Consider the following 19,590-nt stretch of genomic DNA (forward strand, 5'->3'; position numbering starts at 1 on the left):
GGCCTGCTCGGTATAGCCGGCCTTGCCGGGCTCGTCCAGGCGCGACCGTTCGCCGGTCCTTGTCTGAAAAGACGCACATGACGGAGGATTTTCCGGTATGATGCGCGCCGGCCAAGCTAAGGCCCCGTTTTGGATCTCGCATTTTTCGGTGCTTTCACGCTCTGTCGTGCGTCCGCTGTGCGGACTTCCTTGACGTATTCTTCCAATCTTCATTTCGCAAATCCCCGCTTCCAGCTGCCTGGGTGACTTCATTGTCGTACAGGGCATGCGCAGCTCGGCTATTGGGTCTTTGCGGATGTACTTAGAGGCAAAACCCATGACCCAGGAAACCGCCGGCTTCGCCGCGCTCGGTATTCACCCCAGTATTCTCGCTGCCATCGCCGCTGTCGGTTATGAAGAGCCGTCGCCGATCCAGGCCCAGTCGATCCCGGTGATCCTCGAAGGCCACGACATGATCGGCCAGGCCCAGACCGGCACCGGCAAGACCGCGGCCTTCGCGCTGCCGCTGCTGTCGAAGATCGACCCGGCGCGCCGCGTTCCGCAGGTACTGGTACTGGTTCCGACCCGTGAGCTGGCCCTGCAGGTCGCTACCGCGTGCGAAACCTACTCCAAGCAGATGCCGGGCGTTGGCGTCGTTGCCGTGTACGGCGGCGCGCCCATGGGCCCGCAGCTGAAAGCTCTGCGCCAGGGCGCCCAGGTCCTGGTAGCCACTCCGGGCCGCCTGTGCGACCACCTGCGCCGCGACGAGAACCTGCTCTCCACCGTCGAGCGCCTGGTCCTCGACGAAGCGGACGAAATGCTCAAGCTCGGCTTCATGGACGACCTCGAAGTGATCTTCGAAGCCATGCCGGCCAGCCGCCAGACCGTGCTGTTCTCCGCGACCCTGCCGGCCTCGATCCGCAGCATCGCCGAACGCCACCTGAAAGAGCCCAAGCACGTTCGCATCGCCGCCAAGACCCAGACCGTCGCCCGCATCGAGCAGGTGCACCTGATGGTCCACGCCGACCAGAAGCCGGCCTCGATCCTGCGTCTGCTGGAAGTCGAGCAGTTCGACGCGCTGATCGGCTTCGTCCGCACCAAGCAGGCCACCCTGGACATCGCCGAGCTGCTCGAGCGCCAGGGCTACCGCGCCGCCGCGCTGAACGGCGACATGCCGCAGGCCCAGCGTGAGCGCGTGATCGAGTCGCTGAAGGACGGCTCGCTGGACATCGTCATCGCCACCGACGTCGCCGCCCGCGGCCTCGACGTGGCGCGCATCACCCACGTACTGAACGTGGACATGCCCTACGATCCGGAATCCTACGTGCACCGCATCGGCCGTACCGGCCGTGCCGGTCGCGAAGGCCGCGCCCTGCTGCTGGTAACTCCGCGTGAGCGCCGCATGCTGCAGGTGATCGAGCGTGTGACCGGCCAGAAGGTCGGCGAAGTTCGTCTGCCGGACGCCGACACCGTCCTCGAAGCACGCCTGAACCGCCTGGCCACTGGCCTGCAACCGCTGCTGGCCAACGCCGTCGCCAGCCGTGGCGCCGTGCGTGACGAGCTGTGCCGCCGCCTGGGTACCGACATGGACACCCTGGCCGCCGTGCTGCTGGCCAAGCTGACCGAAGGCAAGGCGCTGGACCTGGAATCGGTCCGCCGCGAACAGCCGCTGACCCCGGCCGCCCCGCGCGAGCGCAGCGATCGTTACGAGCGCGGTGAGCGTGGCGATCGCCCCGAGCGCGGCGACCGTCCGGAGCGCAGCGGCGAGCGTCGTCCGATGGCTCCGCCGTCGGAAGGCAAGTCCCGCTGCCGTACCGCCCTGGGCGCCCGCGATGGCGTGCAGGCGAAGAACCTGCTGGGCGCTATCCTCAACGAGGGCGGCCTGTCCCGCGAGGCCATCGGCCGTATCCAGATCCGCGAGACCTTCAGCCTGATCGAGCTGCCGGAAGAGAACCTCGACCGCCTGCTGACCAAGCTCAAGGACACCCGCGTCGCTGGCAAGGCCCTGCGCCTGCGTCGTTACCGCGAAGACTGATCCTTCGGTCATTCGCACATGAAAAAGCCCCGCCTTGGCGGGGCTTTTTCGTTTCCGGCATCACGACCAAAATTGCCGAAGGGAGGCGTTGCAGGTTTGCCCTTGTAGGAGCGAGCTTGCTCGCGAACCGCACAACACAGGTGTTGCCGGGAGAGCGTTCGCGAGCAAGCTCGCTCCTACGAAAAGCCGATCCCTTACCCGAAGCGGTAGATATCCATCCCCAGCGCGCCAAGGGTGAAGCCGGCGTGCTCCACCGTCATCGGCGTGCCACCGGCGGCGCGGGCGAAGTACAGCGGCAGCAGGTGTTCATCACTGGGATGATTGCGCGCGGCCCAGGGTGCCTGCCGGCGGTAGTCGAACAGTGCGGTCTCGTCGTTGGCGGCCAGGCGTTCGGCCATCCAGTCGCGGAAGGCCTTGGCCCAGGGCTCGATGACGTCCGGTCCGGCACGCCAGTCCAGCTCGCCCAGGTTGTGGGTGATGCTGCCCGAACCGATCAGCAGGATGCCTTCCTCGCGCAGGGCTTGCAGTGCCTTGCCGACGCGGTCCTGCGTCTGCGGGCCGAGGCGGCTGGGAAGCGACAGTTGCACCACCGGAATGTCCGCCTGCGGGTACATCAGGCTCAATGGAACCCAGGTGCCGTGATCCAGGGGGCGTTCGGCGTCGAGGGTGGCGGGCAGGCCGTCCTTCGCCAGCAGCTCGACGACGCGTGCCGCCAGCTCCGGCGAGCCGGGAGCAGGGTATTGCACGGCGTAGAGTTCCGCCGGGAAACCGTAGAAGTCGTGCCAGGTCTCCGGCTGAGTGGCGGCGGTGACGCGCAGGTCCGGGGTTTCCCAGTGGGCGGAAACCACCAGGATCGCCTTTGGCCTGGGCAGCTCGTGAGCCAGGCGCTTGAGCGGGGCGTCGCTGGCGCCGGGGTCCAGGGCCAGCATGGGGGAACCGTGGGAGATGAACAGGGTAGGGAGCATGGTGAACCTCGCTACATGAATAGCCCTATGTTCACGCGGGTAAAGATCGAAAACCAGTATAGGTTTTCGACCAGAATGATCGGCTTAAGAGATGCGTTGCGGCTGGGTCGCCGGTGGCGCGGAGTTGAAATGCCAACTGAGTTACAGATCGGGTGGAAGGGTAGTTGTAGGGCGCTTTAAAGGGATGTCTGTCAGCTAATGCGATAGAGTTTGTGGAAATTTCCGAATCAGATGTCGTGTTCAGTCGCGTAACGGCCCGAGCCGGTACGAATGAAGGGTGTCGCTTCGGAAGACAGAGAGTGCGAGAGGTGCAGTGCCGGGCGGTGCTGGTGGCTTTCTCGCGGCGTGCAGTGTTTGAACGGGTGTTTCATGCAACATGAATTCTGGCAGGCGCGCTGGGCGCGCAATGAGATCGGCTTCCACCAGCAGAAGGTGAATCCTGGCCTGGATCGCCAATGGGCGACCCTGGGCGTTCCCGCGGAGTCGCAGGTGCTGGTGCCGATGTGCGGCAAGAGCCTGGACATGCTCTGGCTGGCGCAATGGGGCTACCGCGTGCTGGGCGTCGAGCTGGCCGAGCGTGCGGCCGTCGACTTCTTCGCGGGGTTGGGCGTGGAGCCCGAGATCACCGAGGAAGGGTCGCTGCGCCGTTACCGTTTCGAGCGGCTGGAGATCCTCCAGGGCGACATCTTCGACGTGACCGCCGAGCAGGTGGCCGACTGTTGCGCCCTGTATGACCGTGCGGCGCTGATCGCGCTGCCGGAGGACATGCGTGTCGACTATGTGGCTCATCTGCAGCGCATCCTGCCGCACCAGGTGCGCGGACTGCTGATCACCCTGGAGTACCCGCAGGCGGAGATGGACGGCCCGCCGTTCGCGGTATTGGGTGATGAGGTGCGTCGGCACTTCGCCCAGACCTGGCAGGTTGAGGAGCTGGAGCGCGTCGACGTACTGGCCGAGAGCCCCAAGTTCATCAAGAGCGGCGTCAGCCAACTGGATGAGGTGGTGTTCGCGCTGCGTCGCGGCTGACTCGCCGGCATGAAAAAGGGCGACCCGAGGGTCGCCCTTTTTCGTTTCATGTCGAGCCTTAGCGAGCGGCGGCGCGCAGGGCTTCGATGCGGTCTTCCAGCGGCGGGTGGCTCATGAACAGGCCGGCGAGGCCGTGCTTGAGGTTGCCGTTGATGCCGAAGGCCTGCAGCGAGTCGGGCATCTGCACCGGCACACCTTGTTCGGCGCGCAGGCGTTGCAGGGCGGCAATCATCGCGCCACTGCTGGCCAGGCGGGCGCCGGCCTCGTCGGCGCGGTATTCGCGTTTGCGCGAGAACCACATGACGATGATGCTGGCGAGGATACCCAGGACCAGTTCGGCGAAGATGGTCGCAACGAAGTAGCCAATGCCCGGGCCGTCTTCGTTCTTCAGGATGGCCTTGTCGACGAAGTTGCCGAAGATGCGCGCGAAGAACATCACGAAGGTGTTCACCACGCCCTGGATCAGCGCCAGGGTCACCATGTCGCCATTGGCCACGTGGCCGATCTCGTGAGCCAGCACGGCTTTGACTTCTTCAGGCGAGAAGCGCTCCAGCAGGCCCTGGCTGACCGCGACCAGCGCGTCGTTGCGGTTCCAGCCGGTGGCGAAGGCGTTGGCTTCGTAGGCGGGGAAGATGCCCACTTCCGGCATCTTGATGCCGGCTTCGCGGGACAGCTCTTCCACAGTCTGCAGCAGCCACTGTTCGTGGCGGGTGCGCGGCTGGCTGATGATCTCGGTGCCGGTGCTCATCTTCGCCATCCACTTGGAGATGAACAGCGAAACCAGGGAGCCGGCGAAGCCGAAGACGGCACAGAAAATCAGAAGGCTACCGTAATTCTGGCCGGTGAATCGGTCCACGCCGAGCAGTTTCAGGGTGATGCTGGCGATCACCAGAACTGCCAGGTTGGTGGCCAGGAACAACAGGATGCGCATCATGGCGTAAAGCTTCTCCTCACGGCTGGATTAGGGGAAAACCGCTTGGGAGCGCGGCTTTCCGGATCGCCGGGCACAGCAGGACCCAGGATCACTGAATAGTATGCGGGGTATATACGGTTGCCCCCGAGGCGATTCAACTCGGGGACTATTTCAAACTGTGTCGCTTGGGCGTCCGAGATCACTCTCGAAGAGTAGACGGGTCAAGCGTGCGATGCGGTCACTGTGACGGCTGGCGAGGGCCTCGCGCAGCTGGTTGGCCAGCGAGGCCTGGTCGCGGCGCACACTGGGCGGCAAGTTCTCGTCGCTGCGTACCGCGTGGGGGACGATGCGGGTCAGGCGCAGGAAGGCCTTTTCGCTGAGCACCGCCTGGTCCAATGCTTCGTAACGAATGGTTGCGTCGAAGCGCACGTAGCCTTCCTCGGCCAGCCACAGCAGCGCGCCCAGGCAACTCTGGTGGCGAGTGCTGGGCAGGCCGAACTCGTCAGGCTCTTCCCGGCCGATCAGATCCTCGACGTAGAGGGCGATCTTGCGCGGGAAGGCCTGGTAGAGGGTCAGCAGGCCGGAAGCGGCATCCTTGTAGAAGTCGTCGATCTGCAGGTCCATTTATTATGCGCTGGGAGTCACTGGCGATGATTTATTGGCGATAGCTTTTCAGGAAGTTGCCGATACGGCCAATGGCCTGTTCCAGGTCATCGACACGGGGCAGGGTAACCACCCGGAAGTGATCCGGCCAGGGCCAGTTGAAGGCGGTGCCCTGAACGATGAGCAGCTTCTCGGAAAGCAGCAGGTCGAGGACGAATTTCTCGTCGTTGTGGATCGGGCAGACCTTGGGGTCGATGCGCGGGAAGGCGTAGAGCGCGCCCATGGGTTTCACGCAGCTGACGCCGGGGATGTCGTTGAGCAGTTCCCAGGCGCGGTTGCGCTGCTCCAGCAGGCGCCCGCCGGGCAGGACCAGGTCGTTGATGCTCTGGTAGCCGCCCAGCGCGGTCTGGATCGCGTGCTGGCTCGGCACGTTGGCGCACAGGCGCATGTTGGCCAGGATATCCAGGCCCTCGATGTAGCTCTGCGCCTTGTGCTTGGGACCGGAAATGGCGATCCAGCCGGAGCGGAAGCCGGCCACGCGGTAGGACTTGGACAGGCCGTTGAAGGTCAGGCAGAGCACGTCCGGCGCCAGCGAGGCGGTGGAAATGTGCTGGGCCTCGTCATAGAGGATCTTGTCGTAGATCTCGTCGGAGAAGATCACCAGGTTGTGCTGGCGCGCCAGTTCGACGATGTCCAGCAGCACTTCGCGGGAGTATACCGCGCCGGTTGGGTTGTTCGGGTTGATCAGCACCAGGGCCTTGGTGTTGCTGGTGATCTTGGCCTTCATGTCGGCGATGTCGGGGAACCAGCCGGCCTGCTCGTCGCACAGGTAGTGCACCGGCTTGCCGCCAGCGAGAGCCACGGAGGCGGTCCACAGCGGGTAGTCCGGCGCCGGGATCAGCACCTCGTCACCGTTGTTGAGCAGCGCCTGCAGGGCCATCACGATCAGCTCGGAGACGCCGTTGCCCAGGTAGATGTCCTCGATGCCGACACCTTCCACCTGCTTCTGCTGGTAGTACTGCATCACCGCCTTGCGCGCGCTGAACAGGCCCTTGGAGTCGCTGTAGCCCTGGGCGGTAGGCAGGTTGCGGATCACGTCCTGGAGGATTTCGTCCGGTGCCTCGAAACCGAACGGCGCCGGGTTGCCGATGTTCAGCTTGAGGATGCGGTGGCCTTCCTCTTCCAGGCGTTTGGCGTGCTTGAGCACGGGCCCGCGAATGTCGTAGCAGACGTTGGCGAGCTTGTTCGATTTGGTGACCTGCATGATCTGGGATTCCGAAATAGTCCGCGGCCAGCAACTTGGCAGGCTGTAACGCGGGTGACAGACTGGCGTCAAATGAGCGGTTCGGAAGTGCTTTTCCCTGGTGTCGACCCTGAAAATCGACAGGAAAACAGTGGATTTCTCGAAAAAGTAGAGTTTTTAAGGCTTTTCTATCGCGAGAATGTCTCTGTGCGGCAGATTCTGAACCTGACGTTAACCACGCGCATCATACGTGCGGCCCGATTCCCGGAAAAGGAGGCATCGGGCATTTTTTCCATTAATGGAGGCAGATCGATGGAAAAGCTGGAAAAGCCCCTGGAATCCTGGCGCGACGAACTCACCGACGAGCAGTTCCACATCTGCCGGCTGGGTGGCACCGAGCGTGCCTTCACCGGCGAATACCACGACACCAAGACGCCCGGCATCTACCACTGCGTTTGCTGCGGTACGGCGCTGTTCGACTCCGACGCCAAGTACGATTCGGGCAGCGGCTGGCCGAGCTACTTCCAGCCGGTGAACGGCGAGGTGGTGCGCGAGCTGGAGGACTTCAGCCATGGCATGCATCGCATCGAAGTGCGCTGCGGCAAGTGCGACGCGCACCTGGGCCATGTCTTCCCCGATGGCCCGCGGCCGACCGGGCTGCGTTACTGCATCAATTCGGCGTCCTTGAAACTGGTGCCGAAAGAGTGACCCCAAGGCCCGCCATCCGGCGGGCCTTTTCTTTTTTGGGGCTCTTCGTAGGAGCGAGCTTGCTCGCGAACCCGCCCAGCACCATTGCCGCCAGAAAGACCGTTCGCGAGCAAGCTCGCTCCTACAAGTGGCATCGGTGCGGATCTGATAGCAGGTCATTCGCTAGATGATTCGTGATCAATTGAATTGCATGCAATTTAATTGATCACTATCCTTTAATTTCCCACTTCCCGCCGGAGCCACACCTGATGAGCGACGCACTGCTGAACATTCCCGTGACCACCATCAAGGGCGAACAGAAGACCCTCGCCGATTTCGGCGGCAAGGCGCTGCTGGTGGTGAACACCGCCAGCCAGTGCGGCTTTACCCCGCAGTACAAGGGCCTGGAATCCCTGTGGCGACAGTACAAGGACAAGGGCCTGGTGGTGCTCGGCTTCCCCTGCAACCAGTTCGGCAAGCAGGAGCCGGGCAATGAAGGGGAGATTACCCAGTTCTGCGAGCTGAACTTCGGCGTCAGCTTCCCGCTGTTCAAGAAGATCGACGTCAACGGCGCCGACGCCCACCCGCTCTACGTGCAACTGAAGAAGCGCGCGCCGGGGCTGCTGGGCAGCCAGGGCATTAAGTGGAACTTCACCAAGTTCCTGATCGGCAAGGACGGCAAGGTGGTCAAGCGTTTTGCCCCGACCACCAAGCCCGAGCAACTGTCCGCCGAGATCGAAGCGCTGCTGTGATGAAAGACGCTGTATCCCTGCCGGTGGAGCTGCAGCTGGACAACCAGCTGTGCTTCCGCCTGTATGCCGTGTCCCGCGCGGTGATCCGCGGCTACCGGCCGATGCTCGACGCCCTCGGCCTGACCTACCCGCAGTACCTGGCCATGCTGGTGCTCTGGGAATGGCAGGCCGAACCGCCGGAGCAGCCGTCGGTGAAGGCGCTGGGAGAGCGGCTGATGCTCGATTCCGGCACCCTGACGCCATTGCTCAAGCGCCTGGAGCAACTGGGTCTGGTCGAGCGGCGCCGGGCCCGGCATGACGAGCGGGAAGTGCATCTCGGGCTGACCCTGCCGGGCATCGCCCTGCGCGACAAGGTACTGCCGCTGCGCGAGGACCTGTTGTGCCGCAGCGGCCTGGACCTGAGCGTCACCGACGGCCTGCGCCACCAACTGGATTCGCTGCTGGCGCAGCTGATGAAGCTGGAAGGCTGAACTCAGCTGCGCGGGCGGTGATCCACCCAGCGCTCCAGGATCGCCGCCAGTTCGTCGCGGTGGAAAGGCTTGGCCAGGTAGTCGTCCATGCCGGCGGCGCGGCAGCGCTCGCGCTCGTCCGGCAGGACGTTGGCGGTCAGGGCGATGACCGGCAGGCCCGGCCAGCGTCCGCTTTCGCGAATTGCCTGGGTGGCCTGGTAGCCATCCATCACGGGCATGTTGCAGTCCATCAGCACCAGGTCGAAGGTACCATCGCCCAGTTGTGCCAGTGCCTCTTCACCGTTAGTGGCGACGGCCACGATGCAGCCGAGTTTCTGCAGCAAGCCCTTGGCCACCAACTGGTTGACTGGGTTGTCCTCCACCAGCAGCACCCGCGCCGAGAAGCGCTCCGCCGGCGTGGTGCCGGCGTCGGAAGGAACCGGCAGCGGTTGATGTTCGAACGCCTGCTTGAGGGCCTGGTACAGCACTTCCCGCGATAACGGCCGGGCCAGCTGGCGCAAGGGCGCCAGGCTCTGGGCCAGCGGCTGTTCGAGGAAGTTGCCGTAGGCGGTGACCAGCAGGACGGGCTTGGCCACGTGCCGGCGCAGGGTGATCAGGCAGTCCGGGCAATCCGAGAGCAGCGCGTCCAGCGTCATGCCGGCCAGGCTCGCGTCGATGTCCAGGCGCTGGTACTCGACATTCCAGTGCGGCAGCCAGTGTTCCAGTAATGTCGCCAGGCCGCTGCTGGCGGCGCATTGCACGATCAGCCGGCCATTCAGCGGGGGCAGCGACTGGGCGGGTTCCAGCGCCGGCAGCGGAAGGGTGGCGATGAATTCGCTGCCGAATCCGGGCTCGGACTTCACCACCAGTTCGCCCTTCATCGCCTCGCACAGCTTGCGCGTCAGCGCCAGGCCCAGGCCCGTGCCGCCGTACTGGCGGGCGATGCCAGCGTCGGCCTGGGTGAAGGGCTGGAAGATCTTCTGCAGGGCTTCGGGGGCGATGCCGATGCCGGTGTCGCGCACGCTGATGCGTACGCCGTTGCCTTGGGGCTCGACGCAGATGTCGACGCGCCCCAGGCGGGTGAACTTCAGGGCATTGGACAGCAGGTTGCTCACCACCTGGCGCACCCGCGTCGGGTCCCCTGCGTGTTGTGCCGGCAACTTCGAGCTGATCAGGCAGGTGAGCTCCACGGCGGGCGCGGCATTCTGCGACAGCAGGCTGGCGGTGTCTTCCACCAGGGTGCCCAGGTCGAAGGGGATTCGCTCCAGCTCCAGTTGGCCGGCCTCGAACTTGGACAGGTCGAGCACGTCGTTGAGCAGCTCCAGCAGCACCTTGCCCGAGTCGTGGGCGATGGACAGCTGCTGGCGCTGTTCGGTGGTCAGCGGGCCGTCCAGGGCCAGACCGAGCATCCCCAGCAGGCCGTTGAGAGGGGTGCGGATCTCGTGGCTCATATTGGCCAGGAAGCTGCCGCGGGCCTGGGCCATGGCCAGCGCGGTCTGCCGGGCCTGTTCCAGCTCCTGGTTGGACAGGGTGAGGCGTGCGTTCGCGGCCTTCAGCTCGGCGGTGCGCGCCGCGACGATGCTTTCCAGTTCTTCCAGGTACTGGGTGAGGCGGTCCTCGGCTTCGCGCCGCTGTTCCATTTCCACCGAGATGCGATTGAGCTGGCGGTTGGTGACCTCCACCAGCACACCGATCTCGTCGTGCTCATGGCCGCTCGGGCAGGGCAGACGCAGACGCGAGGGCGAGCGGGGATCGTGACGGCTGAGGGCGTCGATCAGGCTCACCAGCGGCTTGGTCAGCAGCCCGTAGAACAGCACCAGCAGGATCAGTGACAGCAGCAGGCTGCGGATGAAGCCGGAGATGAAGGTCATGCCGGCCCGACGCAGGAAGTCGTTGCCGAACACGAAGGTGTCGATCTCCAGGCGCAGCACGCCGAGCGACTCGGTCGGCGCGTGATCGACGAACAGCGGCTCTTCGTAGCTGCGCTGCTCACCGAAGAGAAAGTCGCTCAGACCACGCAGATGGCTCTGCGCGAGCGGCCGGTTGGCACTGGCCAGGGGCGTACCGGCGTTGTCGATGATCTCGGCGCGGATCACCGCCGGCGAGCGCAACAGGCCGACCACCAGTTCCTGGGCCAGTTCGGCGTCAATGTTGTAGGCGATGCGGGCGGCGGGGTTGTGGCTGACGTCCAGCAGGGCGCGAACTTCGCGGTTGATGGAGGCGTCCTGGCTGGCATAATCGACGCCAACCTGGATAAGGCTGAGCAGCGTCCCCAGCAGGAAGGCCACCAGCACGGTCAGGCTGGCCTGCTTGAACGAGAGGCGATGGGTGAGCGCAATATCCATGGAGTGCGGAGCATCGCCTCGCGAAAGCTTTTCTGCGCCGTAGCATAGCCCATCGGAACCGTCTGTCGGCATAGCCTGTGGCCGAACCCCGAATGATCCGTGGAGACCCGCATGGATTCTCGTCTGAATGATTTTCTCGCGCGCGCCGAGTCGGTGCTGGCGCGCCTGGAGCCATTGCTGCCGGCATTGCGCGCACCCGTCGACTGGCCGCGCAGCCTGGCCGCGCGCTGGCACCGCGATGGGCGCAGCGGTTACCTGCAGCCGCTGGAAGTCAGCCTCGACCTGCGCCTGGACGACCTGCTGGGCGTCGACACGCAGCGCGACCAGTTGGCGCGCAACACCCGCCAGTTCGTCGCCGGCAAGCCCGCCAACCACGCCTTGCTGTGGGGCGCGCGGGGCACGGGCAAGTCCTCGCTGGTGCGCGCGTTGCTGGCCGAACTGGCCGGCGACGGGCTGCGCCTGATCGAGATCGAACGCGATCACCTGGCTGACTTGCCGCGCGTGGTCGAGCAACTGCATGGCCTGCCGCAGCGCTTCGTGCTGTTCTGCGACGACCTCTCGTTCGATGCCGGCGAGGGCGACTACCGCGTGCTCAAGAGCGTGCTCGACGGTTCGCTGGAGCAGGCGCCGGACAACGTGCTGCTGTACGCCACCTCCAATCGCCGCCATCTGGTCTCGGAAAAACAGAGTGACAACGAGAACTGGCAGATGGTCGACGGCGAACTGCATCCCAACGAAGCGGTGGAGGACAAGATCGCCCTGTCCGACCGCTTCGGCCTGTGGCTCTCTTTCTATCCCTTCACCCAGGAACACTTCCTCAGCGTGGTCCGCCACTGGATCGAGGCGTTGGCGCGCAAATCCGGTCTGACCCGCTGGAGCTGGGACGAAGCGCTGGAGAAAGAGGCCATCCGCTGGGCTCTCGGGCGCGGCAATCGCAATGGCCGCTGCGCCTACCAATTCGCCCGCTACTGGGTGGGCCGCCAACTGCTGGAAGGAGATACCCCATGATCGATCTGCAACAGGCCGGTGCCGGCCTGGATGGCTATGAATTGCTGGCCGCGCAGGCGGAGTCGCTGTTCGCCGACGAGCGCGACTTCATCGCCAATGCCGCACAGTTCTCGGCATTCCTGTTCAACGAACTGCCGGACCTGAACTGGGCCGGCTTCTACCTCAATCGCAACGAGGAACTGGTGCTCGGCCCGTTCCAGGGCAAGGTTGCCTGTGTGCGCATTCCCTTCAGCAAGGGCGTGTGCGGTGCGGCGGCGCGTACCCGCGAGACCCAGCGGGTCGAGGATGTGCATGCTTTCCCCGGCCATATCGCCTGCGACAGTGCCTCCAACAGCGAGTTGGTGGTGCCGCTGGTGAAGGACGGCCGCCTGATCGGAGTGCTGGACCTGGACAGCCCCAGCGTCGGCCGCTTCAGTGAAGTCGACCAGGCTGGCATCGAGCGCCTGGTAGCGATCTTCCTGCGCCTGACCGACTGCTGATTCGCAGCCTCATGAAAAAGCCCCGCATTTGCGGGGCTTTTTCATGAGCGTTCGTAGGGGGGACTCTGTCCGCGATGCTCTTCTACCGGTCCGCCGGCCGGATCGCGGATGAATCCGCTCCTACAGGAGCCCATCACCTGCTCATCTGGCAGGCCGATCAGCGCTTGGCCAGGATCTTGGCAATGATCTGCTGCTCGCCCTGGAGGATGGCGGCCAGGGTGGGGCGGCTGGCGATGCGCTGGAAGTGCGCGGCCAGGACCGGCCAGCGCTGGGTGTCCAGCTCCTCTCCGCCGTGGCGCATGTTCACCAGCTGGCTGGCGATGGCGATGTCGGCGAGGCTGAAACGGTTGTCGACGAAGAAATCGTTCGCGCCCAGGCATTTTTCCAGGTAGTCGAAATGCTCCGGTAGCTTCTCCTGCATCGCACCCTTGACCGCCGCTTCGTCGCACAGCTTGCCCATCAGCGGTTTGAGCAGGCGGTTGCGGAACACGGTGAAGGTGGCGAGCGGCGCGACTTCGTAGTCGGCGTACTTTTCCAGCCAGCGGATGCGCGCCTTGGCCTGCGGAGTCTCGCCGCACAGCGGGGCGCGCTGCGGGTCGCGGTCTTCCAGGTAATGGCAGATGACGCTGGAGTCGGCGAGGGTGAAGTCGCCGTCGCGGATCGCCGGCACGCGGCGCAGCGGGTTGAGTTCGCGGTACCAGTCGGGCTGGTTGAACGGATTGACGTTCTCCAGCTGGTAGTCCAGGCCTTTCTCGGCACAGAACAGGCGGACCTTGCGGACGAAGGGGGAGAGCGGGGCGCCGAAGACTACGAGACTCATGGAGGGCTCCTGGGGCGTAGGTGGCCGGATATGCAGGTTCGACGCATCAATCGTCGTAAAGGTTCTTCTTCTTCCACAGATCGTCGTCGTCGAGGGCCTTGAGGCCATCGTTCAACGCGCTGTCGTCGTCGACGGCGGGCCGGGTGTTCTCCAGCACCATTGCGTTGGCGCGGGCCAACTGGTTCTCCAGCTGTTGCAGTTGCGCCTGGTAGCGGCCGACGTCCTGCTGCTTGCGCAGATACTGGACGCCGCGCTCGAAGGCCAGCCGTGCCTGGCCCGGTTGACCCTGTTGCAGGGCCTGTTGGCCGAGGTTGCCGAAGAACTCGATATGCAGAAGGGCGAGCAGGTGGCGGATTTCCTTCACCCACTGCTGGGCATCGTTGCGTGCCAGCAGGCCGTCCTGGGCGCTGCGGGTAATCTGCGCGTGCAGGGCTTCGAAGAGGAAGCGGACGTCCTTGGCCTTGGCTTCGGTGAGGATGGCCTGCGGCGCATTGCGCACGGCAATCGACTCGCCCTGGGCGATGAGCGGTCGCAGTTCGGCGATGCGCTCCTTTATCTGGGTATTCTGCTTGTCCACCGCCAGCAGGCGTTCGCCCAGGCTCAGCTCCATACGGCTGAGCAGCAGTTTCAGCGCCGGGGACATGAACTGGCCGGGCATGGACTCGGAGATATCGGCGCAGCGCCGGGAGCGGTCGAGCAGGTCGGCTTTCTGCCGGGCCTGTTCCAGCTTGCGGTTCTCGACCAGATGGTTGATGTAGCCGATGGCAATCAGCAGGGCGATGCCGACGAGGACCAGGACGGTAATGACGAGTGGCGACACCTGGAAAGCTCCCGAGGGTTTTTTCGCGAGTGTAATGTCTTAGTGCTAGCGCTGATAGCAGCTGCTCGCTTTTTACCCAGAAGTCTTTGATTTAAAAATATTTTCTTCTGAGGGTTGACGACCCCTCAAAGGGTCCATAGAATGCGCGCCACTTCGACGCGAAACGCGGAAACGCAAAGCGAAGAAGTCGGAAAGATGTTGTAAGTTCCGGGCCGCGTCCCCTTCGTCTAGTGGCCTAGGACACCGCCCTTTCACGGCGGTAACAGGGGTTCGAGTCCCCTAGGGGACGCCATTGCGGGAATAGCTCAGTTGGTAGAGCACGACCTTGCCAAGGTCGGGGTCGCGAGTTCGAGTCTCGTTTCCCGCTCCAAATTCTCGATTATCGCCCAACGGCGGTAACCGAAAGATGAAATGGCGTTACCCTTCGGCGAAAGCTGAAGGTTGCAAAAAGTTGATGCGGGAATAGCTCAGTTGGTAGAGCACGACCTTGCCAAGGTCGGGGTCGCGAGTTCGAGTCTCGTTTCCCGCTCCAAAATCGAAACACCGCCCTTATGGGGCGGTGTTTTCGTTTGTGCGTCCGAAAATTAATTCGCGATTCCCCATGAAAAAGCCCGCATTACGCGGGCTTTTTCGTTACCGCTCGTCGCCTGGGCGTCGGCGCTCCTGCGGTCATTTGAGCGCTCTGTGATGGCGGGACGTTCGTGTGATCCATGGCAAATGGCCATTTGCCGTACGGAGTCTTCCAGCGTGATCTAAGCTCCACAAACGTTGGCCTCTCGCGAGCAGAGGTTTCCATGCGAAGCACCCCCGAAGAAAATCTCAAGAGCGCATTGAAAGCCTGTCGCGAGAGCTTCCTTTCCGTTGGCTTTTTCAGCCTGTTCATCAATGCGCTGATGCTCGTTCCCACCTTCTATATGCTCCAGGTGTATGGGCGGGTGATCACCAGCGGCAGCCTGACGACTCTGGCCATGCTGACGCTGATCATGACCGTGCTGGTGATCACGCTGGGCTCTTTGGAGTGGGTTCGTTCGCGCATCATGGTCCGGGTCAGTACCCGGCTGGACGTGCTGCTCAGCCGCCAGGTCTACAAGGCCAGTTTCAGACGGGCCCTGGACAGCGGTGGCATGGATGCCTCGGCGCAGTCGCTCAATGATTTGACGGGCTTGCGCCAGTTCCTCACCGGCAGTGGCCTGTTCGCCTTTTTCGACGCGCCCTGGCTGCCGATCTATATCGCGGTGATGTTCCTGTTCCATCCCTGGTTTGGCTGGGTGGCGACGGCCAGCGCCTTGCTGCTGCTGGTGCTCGCCTACGTCAATGAAAAGCTGACGGCCCCTGCGCTGGCCCAGGCCAACAAGGAGCACATCGGGGCGACGCTCTATACCACCAAGAACTTGCGCAACGCCGAAGTCATCGAGTCCATGGGCATGCTGGAAACCCTGATGGACCGTTGGGGGCAGCGGCAAAGAAACGTTCTGCTGCTGCAGTCCCTGGCGAGCGACAAGGGCGCCATGGTCAGTACGCTTTCCCGGACCTTCCGGCTCCTCGTGCAATCCCTGGTGCTGGGGCTGGGGGCCTACCTGGCGGTGGACCATCAGGTGGGGGCGGGCATGGTGTTCGCCGGGGCCGTGCTGCTGGGGCGCGCGCTGGCCCCCATCGATCTGCTCATCGGCAGTTGGAAGGGCTTCATTTCGGCGCGCTCGCAGTACAGCCGCCTGAACGGTGTGCTCGAAAGACTGCAGGCGCAACCCGAGCGGATGCCGCTGCCGGCGCCGCAGGGCCATATGCAGGTCGAGAATCTGGTTGTCACGGCGCCCGGCTCGAAAACCCCGATCATCAAGAACATCAGTTTCAGCGTGCCCGCCGGTTGCGTGGTGGGCATCATCGGCCCCAGCGCCGCCGGCAAGTCGACCCTGGTCAGGGCGCTCATGGGGGTATGGGCGCCGCAGCATGGGGTGGTCCGGCTCGATGGCGCGGACATCAGCACCTGGGACAAACACGCGCTCGGGCCGCATATCGGCTACCTGCCCCAGGACATCGAGCTGTTCGAAGGCAGCGTTGGCGAGAACATCGCCCGCTTCGCCGACGTCGATTCCGAGAAGGTCATCCAGGCGGCCAGGATGGCGGGGGTTCACGAAATGATCCTGCTGCTGCCCGATGGCTACGACACCGTCATCGGCAGCGAGGGTCTCATGCTGTCGGGAGGGCAGCGCCAGCGCATCGGGCTTGCCCGGGCCCTGTATGGCAACCCGCGGCTGATCGTACTCGATGAGCCCAACTCCAATCTCGACGATGTCGGCGACCGCGCTCTGGCCGCGGCCATCCAGCAGCTCAAGCAGACCGGCGCGACCCTGTTCGTCATTACCCACCGTACCAACATCGTCTCGCAACTCGACCGGCTCATGCTGATGAACGATGGAATCATCACGCTCTATGGGGCGCGCGACCAAGTGCTGGCCGAACTCAACGCAAAGCAGTTGCAGGTGCAACAGCAGGCGCAGCAAGCGCAGCAGCAGGCTCAGCAACAAGCGCAGCAACAGGTTCAGCAGGTCCATCAGCGCGTCATGCCCGCGGGCGCCAGCATTGCTCCGGTTGATACCGGCAAGGACGACCACGATGCCCAGTCGTCAAATTGAAAGCTTCGCCGACCTGCCGACATCGGATCGCAAGATCCGCCGCCTGGGCCTTGTCATCGTCGGGGTGACTTTCGGCCTGTTCGGCACCTGGGCGGCCCTCGCGCCGCTCGACGGGGCCGTTTACGCGCCCGGCGTGGTCACCGTGCAGACCTACCGCAAGACGGTCCAGCACCTTGAAGGCGGCATCGTCAAGGAAGTGCTGGTGCATGACGGCGACATCGTCAAACGGGATGATCCGCTGATCGTGCTCGATGATGCCCAACTGCGCTTCGAATACGAGATGACCCGCAGCCAGCTGATCGCGGCCAAGGCCATGGAGGCCAGGCTCAAGGCCGAGCGTGACGCGCTGCCGGCCATCGACTTCGGCGAGATCGCCGATCTGGCCAGTACGCGGGGCAAGGAGGCACGCCAGAGCGAGACCCAGGTATTCAACGCCCGGCAGGGGTCGCGGCAGGGGCAGATAGCGGTGTTGCGCGAACGTATCGGTCAGCTGAACCAGCAGATCGGCGGGTTGGAAGCGGTGATCGACGCCAAGCTCCAGCTGGAGAAATCCTACAGCGGTGAAATCAGCGAACTGTCCGACCTGCTCAAGCAAGGGTTCGTCGACAAGCAGCGCCTGGTCGAGCAGGAACGCAAGCTGGGGATGCTCAAGTCCGAGGTGGCCGATCACCGCGCCACGATCAACCGGGCGCGCCTGCAGATCAACGAAACGCAGTTGCAGATTCTGCAGGTCGACAAGGACTTCAATTCCGAGGTCGCCAAGCAGTTGGCCGAGGTCCAGACCAAGATCTACGACCTGCGCGAGAAATCCTCCTCCCTGGAGGACCGGCTCAGCCGTATCGTCATCCGCGCCCCCGAGTCGGGCATGGTGATCGGCATGACGGTGCATACCGTGGGCGGTGTGGTGCACCCGGGGACGCCGCTGCTGGACATCGTTCCATCGATTTCCGAGCTGATCATCGAGGCCCAGGTGCCGCCGGTGGATATCGACCGCATCGCCATCGGCAAGCGCGCCGATATCCGCTTCAGCGCCTTCAACGCCGCGACCACGCCGGTGATCGAAGGGGAGGTCGCCAGCGTCTCGGCGGACCGCCTGGTCAATGAAAAGAGCGGGACACCCTACTACCTGGCGCGGGTCCGGGTAACCGAACACGGGGTGCGCACCTTGGGTGAGCGCAAGTTGGTTCCGGGGATGCCGGCGGACGTGTTGATCATCACGGGACAGCGCACGTTGCTGCAGTACCTGATGCAGCCGGCCCGCAACGCTCTGGCTCAATCGATGATCGAGGAATGACCATGGACACGTCGGCAGTTCTGTTGGCGGGGGCGTTCATGCTGGCGGCGGGCGGCGCCCTGGCGCAATCGGCTGCGGCAACCTCGAGCGGGGTCAGCGCTTCGGCGCTTTCCACCGATCTCATGCAGTTGTATCGCGAGGCGCGTCTGGAGGACCCGAAGGTATTGGCCTCCTTCGCGCAGGCCAAGGCGGGGCAGGAACACCAGCGCGAGGCCCTGGGGGCGTTGCTGCCGCAGGTGTCGCTGAACGCCGGGGTGAACCAGATTCGCCAGGAAAGCGATGTGGTGCAGGACAGTTACGACGCCGAGAGCTACAGCCTGGTGGTGCGTCAGTACCTCTACAACAAGGCCGCGTGGGAGAACTACAAGAAATTCAAAAGCCTTGCCAAACAGACCGAATCCGCGGCCCAGGATGCCCAGGCGGAGGCCACCGTGGAGTTGGCGCGGCGTTACTTCACGGCCCTGGCGGCCGAGGATGAACTGGAGTTGGTGAAGGCAGAGCGCCGGACCACGCAGGAAAGCCTGGACCGGGTCACCGCGTTGTACGAAAAGCAGCTAGCACTGGTGACCGACCAGCTCGATCTCAAGGCCCGCGTGGACCTGCTCGCGGCGCAGGAACTGGAAGCCAGCAACCAGGCCATCATCAGCCGCGAGTCGCTGGCGGAGATCGTCGGCCGGCCCGTCAAGGAACGGCTCAGCCGGGTTCGCGATGACGTGCATATGCAGGTTTCGGCACAGAGCCTGGAAACCTGGGTCCGCGAGGGGATAGCGCAAAACCCGGCGCTCAAGGCCAGCGAAAGCGGCGTCGAAGCCGCGGAAGCGGCGTTGCGCAGTGGCAAGGGCGGGCACTACCCGACCGTGAGCCTGAACCTGAGCGCGCAACAGACCAACGAGGGCTACAACAACGCCCTGGCGCCGCGTACGGACAGTTATGTCGCCGGCGTCGGCGTTCAGGTGCCGATATACAGCGGCGGGTCGACCTCGGCGCGGGTCCGTGGCTTGTACCAGGACCAGGTGGTCGCCGAGGAGCAACGGGAAGAGATTCGACGCCGGGTGGTCAAGGAGATCACCAGTGCTTACCTGACCGCCAATTCGAATGGCGAGAAGATCGAGGCGAGCCGTTTGGCCCTGTCTTCCGCGCAGTTGTCCCGGGTGGCGGCGGAAAAGGGGCTGACCTACGGCATGGTCAACGCCGTCGATGTGCTGGCCGCGGTACGCAACGAATTCCGCGCTCGGCGTGACCTGCTCAAGACGCAATACGAATTCCTCAGCAATGTGTTCACCCTCAATCGCTGGGCGGGACGAGCGCCGGTCGAAAGCGTCGAAAGCGTGAATGGCTGGCTGAGTCCCAGCCGCTCCGTCCAGGACATCATGAGCCCCTGATTCCATCAGGTTTCAGCAGCGGAGACGATTCGCGAATTTGGCCAGGCCTGGCGGCTCATGGCCCGACGAAGTAGGTCTCAGCGATAATTTGACGTAATTATCATTTTTCTTTCCTGACGCGCCTTTCGTCGGTTAGTTGACGTTCCGCTTGGTGCGA

16 protein-coding genes, 3 tRNA genes and 1 pseudogene are annotated in these 19,590 nt (G+C 64.0%); 13 read left to right on the forward strand and 7 right to left on the reverse strand.

The genetic code is table 11. The features are described 5' to 3' along the window. Positions 1–281: 281 nt before the first annotated feature. Positions 282–2,014: pseudogene (locus tag O6P39_RS09570) on the forward strand (DEAD/DEAH box helicase). Between the two features lie 194 nt (positions 2,015–2,208). On the opposite strand, the gene O6P39_RS09575 reads toward O6P39_RS09570, so the two are convergent. Continuing rightward, positions 2,209–2,979 carry a class III extradiol ring-cleavage dioxygenase gene (locus O6P39_RS09575; RefSeq protein WP_275611105.1) on the reverse strand — a complete coding sequence of 257 codons (771 nt, stop codon included), beginning with the start codon at positions 2,977–2,979 and terminating at the stop codon, positions 2,209–2,211. Positions 2,980–3,348: 369 nt separating this feature from the next. On the opposite strand from O6P39_RS09575, the gene O6P39_RS09580 reads away from it, so the two are divergent. After that, on the forward strand, positions 3,349–4,005 hold the full coding sequence (locus O6P39_RS09580; protein ID WP_275611106.1) for a thiopurine S-methyltransferase: 657 nt from the start codon (positions 3,349–3,351) through the stop codon (positions 4,003–4,005). Between the two features lie 58 nt (positions 4,006–4,063). Here the strand turns inward: O6P39_RS09580 and htpX are convergent, their stop codons facing one another. The 3 genes from htpX to O6P39_RS09595 form a co-directional block, all read right to left on the reverse strand. Continuing rightward, positions 4,064–4,939: a protease HtpX gene (gene htpX, locus O6P39_RS09585; protein ID WP_275611107.1), complete on the reverse strand. Its 876-nt coding sequence runs from the start codon at positions 4,937–4,939 to the stop codon at positions 4,064–4,066. A gap of 150 nt (positions 4,940–5,089) precedes the next feature. Further along, a complete protein-coding gene (locus O6P39_RS09590) occupies positions 5,090–5,542 on the reverse strand; it encodes a hypothetical protein (RefSeq protein ID WP_275611108.1) in 453 nt (150 codons plus the stop codon). Positions 5,543–5,573: 31 nt separating this feature from the next. Beyond that, positions 5,574–6,785 carry a pyridoxal phosphate-dependent aminotransferase gene (locus O6P39_RS09595; protein ID WP_275611109.1) on the reverse strand — a complete coding sequence of 404 codons (1,212 nt, stop codon included), beginning with the start codon at positions 6,783–6,785 and terminating at the stop codon, positions 5,574–5,576. A 291-nt stretch (positions 6,786–7,076) separates the two neighbouring features. Here O6P39_RS09595 and msrB point away from each other — a divergent pair, with 291 nt between their 5' ends. The 3 genes from msrB (at position 7,077) to O6P39_RS09610 (ending at position 8,673) form a co-directional block, all read left to right on the forward strand. Continuing rightward, the gene (msrB, locus tag O6P39_RS09600; protein WP_275611110.1) at positions 7,077–7,472 is read left to right on the forward strand and encodes a peptide-methionine (R)-S-oxide reductase MsrB; all 396 of its coding nucleotides are present in this window, start codon (positions 7,077–7,079) and stop codon (positions 7,470–7,472) included. Positions 7,473–7,720: 248 nt separating this feature from the next. Continuing rightward, entirely contained in the window at positions 7,721–8,203 is a 483-nt protein-coding gene (locus O6P39_RS09605; protein WP_275611111.1) for a glutathione peroxidase, read from the forward strand. Continuing rightward, positions 8,203–8,673, forward strand: a complete 471-nt coding sequence (locus tag O6P39_RS09610; protein WP_275611112.1) for a MarR family transcriptional regulator — start codon at positions 8,203–8,205, stop codon at positions 8,671–8,673. The genes O6P39_RS09605 and O6P39_RS09610 overlap by 1 nt, the downstream gene beginning before the upstream one ends. Before the next feature lie 2 nt (positions 8,674–8,675). Here the strand turns inward: O6P39_RS09610 and O6P39_RS09615 are convergent, their stop codons facing one another. Continuing rightward, positions 8,676–10,997, reverse strand: coding sequence for an ATP-binding protein (locus tag O6P39_RS09615; RefSeq protein ID WP_275611113.1), 2,322 nt, complete (start codon positions 10,995–10,997; stop codon positions 8,676–8,678). Between the two features lie 111 nt (positions 10,998–11,108). On the opposite strand from O6P39_RS09615, the gene O6P39_RS09620 reads away from it, so the two are divergent. Beyond that, positions 11,109–12,005, forward strand: coding sequence for an ATP-binding protein (locus tag O6P39_RS09620; protein WP_275611114.1), 897 nt, complete (start codon positions 11,109–11,111; stop codon positions 12,003–12,005). Further along, complete coding sequence (locus O6P39_RS09625) at positions 12,002–12,484, forward strand: GAF domain-containing protein (RefSeq protein WP_275611115.1); 483 nt, start codon at positions 12,002–12,004, stop codon at positions 12,482–12,484. Before O6P39_RS09620 ends, O6P39_RS09625 begins: the two co-directional genes overlap by 4 nt. A gap of 157 nt (positions 12,485–12,641) precedes the next feature. Here O6P39_RS09625 and O6P39_RS09630 read toward each other — a convergent pair whose 3' ends face one another. Beyond that, entirely contained in the window at positions 12,642–13,304 is a 663-nt protein-coding gene (locus tag O6P39_RS09630; protein WP_275611116.1) for a glutathione S-transferase family protein, read from the reverse strand. 46 nt (positions 13,305–13,350) lie between these two features. Further along, positions 13,351–14,124, reverse strand: coding sequence for a hypothetical protein (locus O6P39_RS09635; RefSeq protein ID WP_275611117.1), 774 nt, complete (start codon positions 14,122–14,124; stop codon positions 13,351–13,353). Between the two features lie 216 nt (positions 14,125–14,340). Between O6P39_RS09635 and O6P39_RS09640 the strand changes: the two genes are divergently transcribed. From O6P39_RS09640 to O6P39_RS09665, 6 genes are all read left to right on the forward strand, one after another. After that, a tRNA-Glu gene (locus O6P39_RS09640) sits at positions 14,341–14,416 on the forward strand. Between the two features lie 2 nt (positions 14,417–14,418). Beyond that, positions 14,419–14,494 (forward strand) — tRNA-Gly (locus O6P39_RS09645). A gap of 86 nt (positions 14,495–14,580) precedes the next feature. Next, positions 14,581–14,656 (forward strand) — tRNA-Gly (locus O6P39_RS09650). A gap of 262 nt (positions 14,657–14,918) precedes the next feature. Continuing rightward, complete coding sequence (locus O6P39_RS09655; protein WP_275611118.1) at positions 14,919–16,757, forward strand: type I secretion system permease/ATPase; 1,839 nt, start codon at positions 14,919–14,921, stop codon at positions 16,755–16,757. Further along, positions 16,738–18,051 (forward strand): HlyD family type I secretion periplasmic adaptor subunit, encoded by a 1,314-nt coding sequence (locus O6P39_RS09660; RefSeq protein WP_275611119.1) that lies wholly within the window; start codon positions 16,738–16,740, stop codon positions 18,049–18,051. Before O6P39_RS09655 ends, O6P39_RS09660 begins: the two co-directional genes overlap by 20 nt. 2 nt (positions 18,052–18,053) lie before the next feature. After that, positions 18,054–19,433, forward strand: a complete 1,380-nt coding sequence (locus O6P39_RS09665; protein WP_275611120.1) for a TolC family protein — start codon at positions 18,054–18,056, stop codon at positions 19,431–19,433. Positions 19,434–19,590 lie beyond the last annotated feature (157 nt).

Source organism: Pseudomonas sp. PSE14, from assembly GCF_029203285.1.
Taxonomy (GTDB): domain Bacteria; phylum Pseudomonadota; class Gammaproteobacteria; order Pseudomonadales; family Pseudomonadaceae; genus Pseudomonas.

Coding starts and splice junctions, on each gene's coding strand:
- O6P39_RS09655 (WP_275611118.1), top strand. CDS start 14,919: ATGCGAAGCACCCCCGAAGAAAATCTCAAGAGCGCATTGAAAGCCTGT.
- O6P39_RS09615 (WP_275611113.1), bottom strand. CDS start 10,997: ATGGATATTGCGCTCACCCATCGCCTCTCGTTCAAGCAGGCCAGCCTG.
- O6P39_RS09610 (WP_275611112.1), top strand. CDS start 8,203: ATGAAAGACGCTGTATCCCTGCCGGTGGAGCTGCAGCTGGACAACCAG.
- O6P39_RS09620 (WP_275611114.1), top strand. CDS start 11,109: ATGGATTCTCGTCTGAATGATTTTCTCGCGCGCGCCGAGTCGGTGCTG.
- O6P39_RS09665 (WP_275611120.1), top strand. CDS start 18,054: ATGGACACGTCGGCAGTTCTGTTGGCGGGGGCGTTCATGCTGGCGGCG.
- htpX (WP_275611107.1), bottom strand. CDS start 4,939: ATGATGCGCATCCTGTTGTTCCTGGCCACCAACCTGGCAGTTCTGGTG.
- O6P39_RS09590 (WP_275611108.1), bottom strand. CDS start 5,542: ATGGACCTGCAGATCGACGACTTCTACAAGGATGCCGCTTCCGGCCTG.
- O6P39_RS09595 (WP_275611109.1), bottom strand. CDS start 6,785: ATGCAGGTCACCAAATCGAACAAGCTCGCCAACGTCTGCTACGACATT.
- O6P39_RS09630 (WP_275611116.1), bottom strand. CDS start 13,304: ATGAGTCTCGTAGTCTTCGGCGCCCCGCTCTCCCCCTTCGTCCGCAAG.
- O6P39_RS09580 (WP_275611106.1), top strand. CDS start 3,349: ATGCAACATGAATTCTGGCAGGCGCGCTGGGCGCGCAATGAGATCGGC.
- O6P39_RS09605 (WP_275611111.1), top strand. CDS start 7,721: ATGAGCGACGCACTGCTGAACATTCCCGTGACCACCATCAAGGGCGAA.
- O6P39_RS09660 (WP_275611119.1), top strand. CDS start 16,738: ATGCCCAGTCGTCAAATTGAAAGCTTCGCCGACCTGCCGACATCGGAT.
- msrB (WP_275611110.1), top strand. CDS start 7,077: ATGGAAAAGCTGGAAAAGCCCCTGGAATCCTGGCGCGACGAACTCACC.
- O6P39_RS09575 (WP_275611105.1), bottom strand. CDS start 2,979: ATGCTCCCTACCCTGTTCATCTCCCACGGTTCCCCCATGCTGGCCCTG.
- O6P39_RS09625 (WP_275611115.1), top strand. CDS start 12,002: ATGATCGATCTGCAACAGGCCGGTGCCGGCCTGGATGGCTATGAATTG.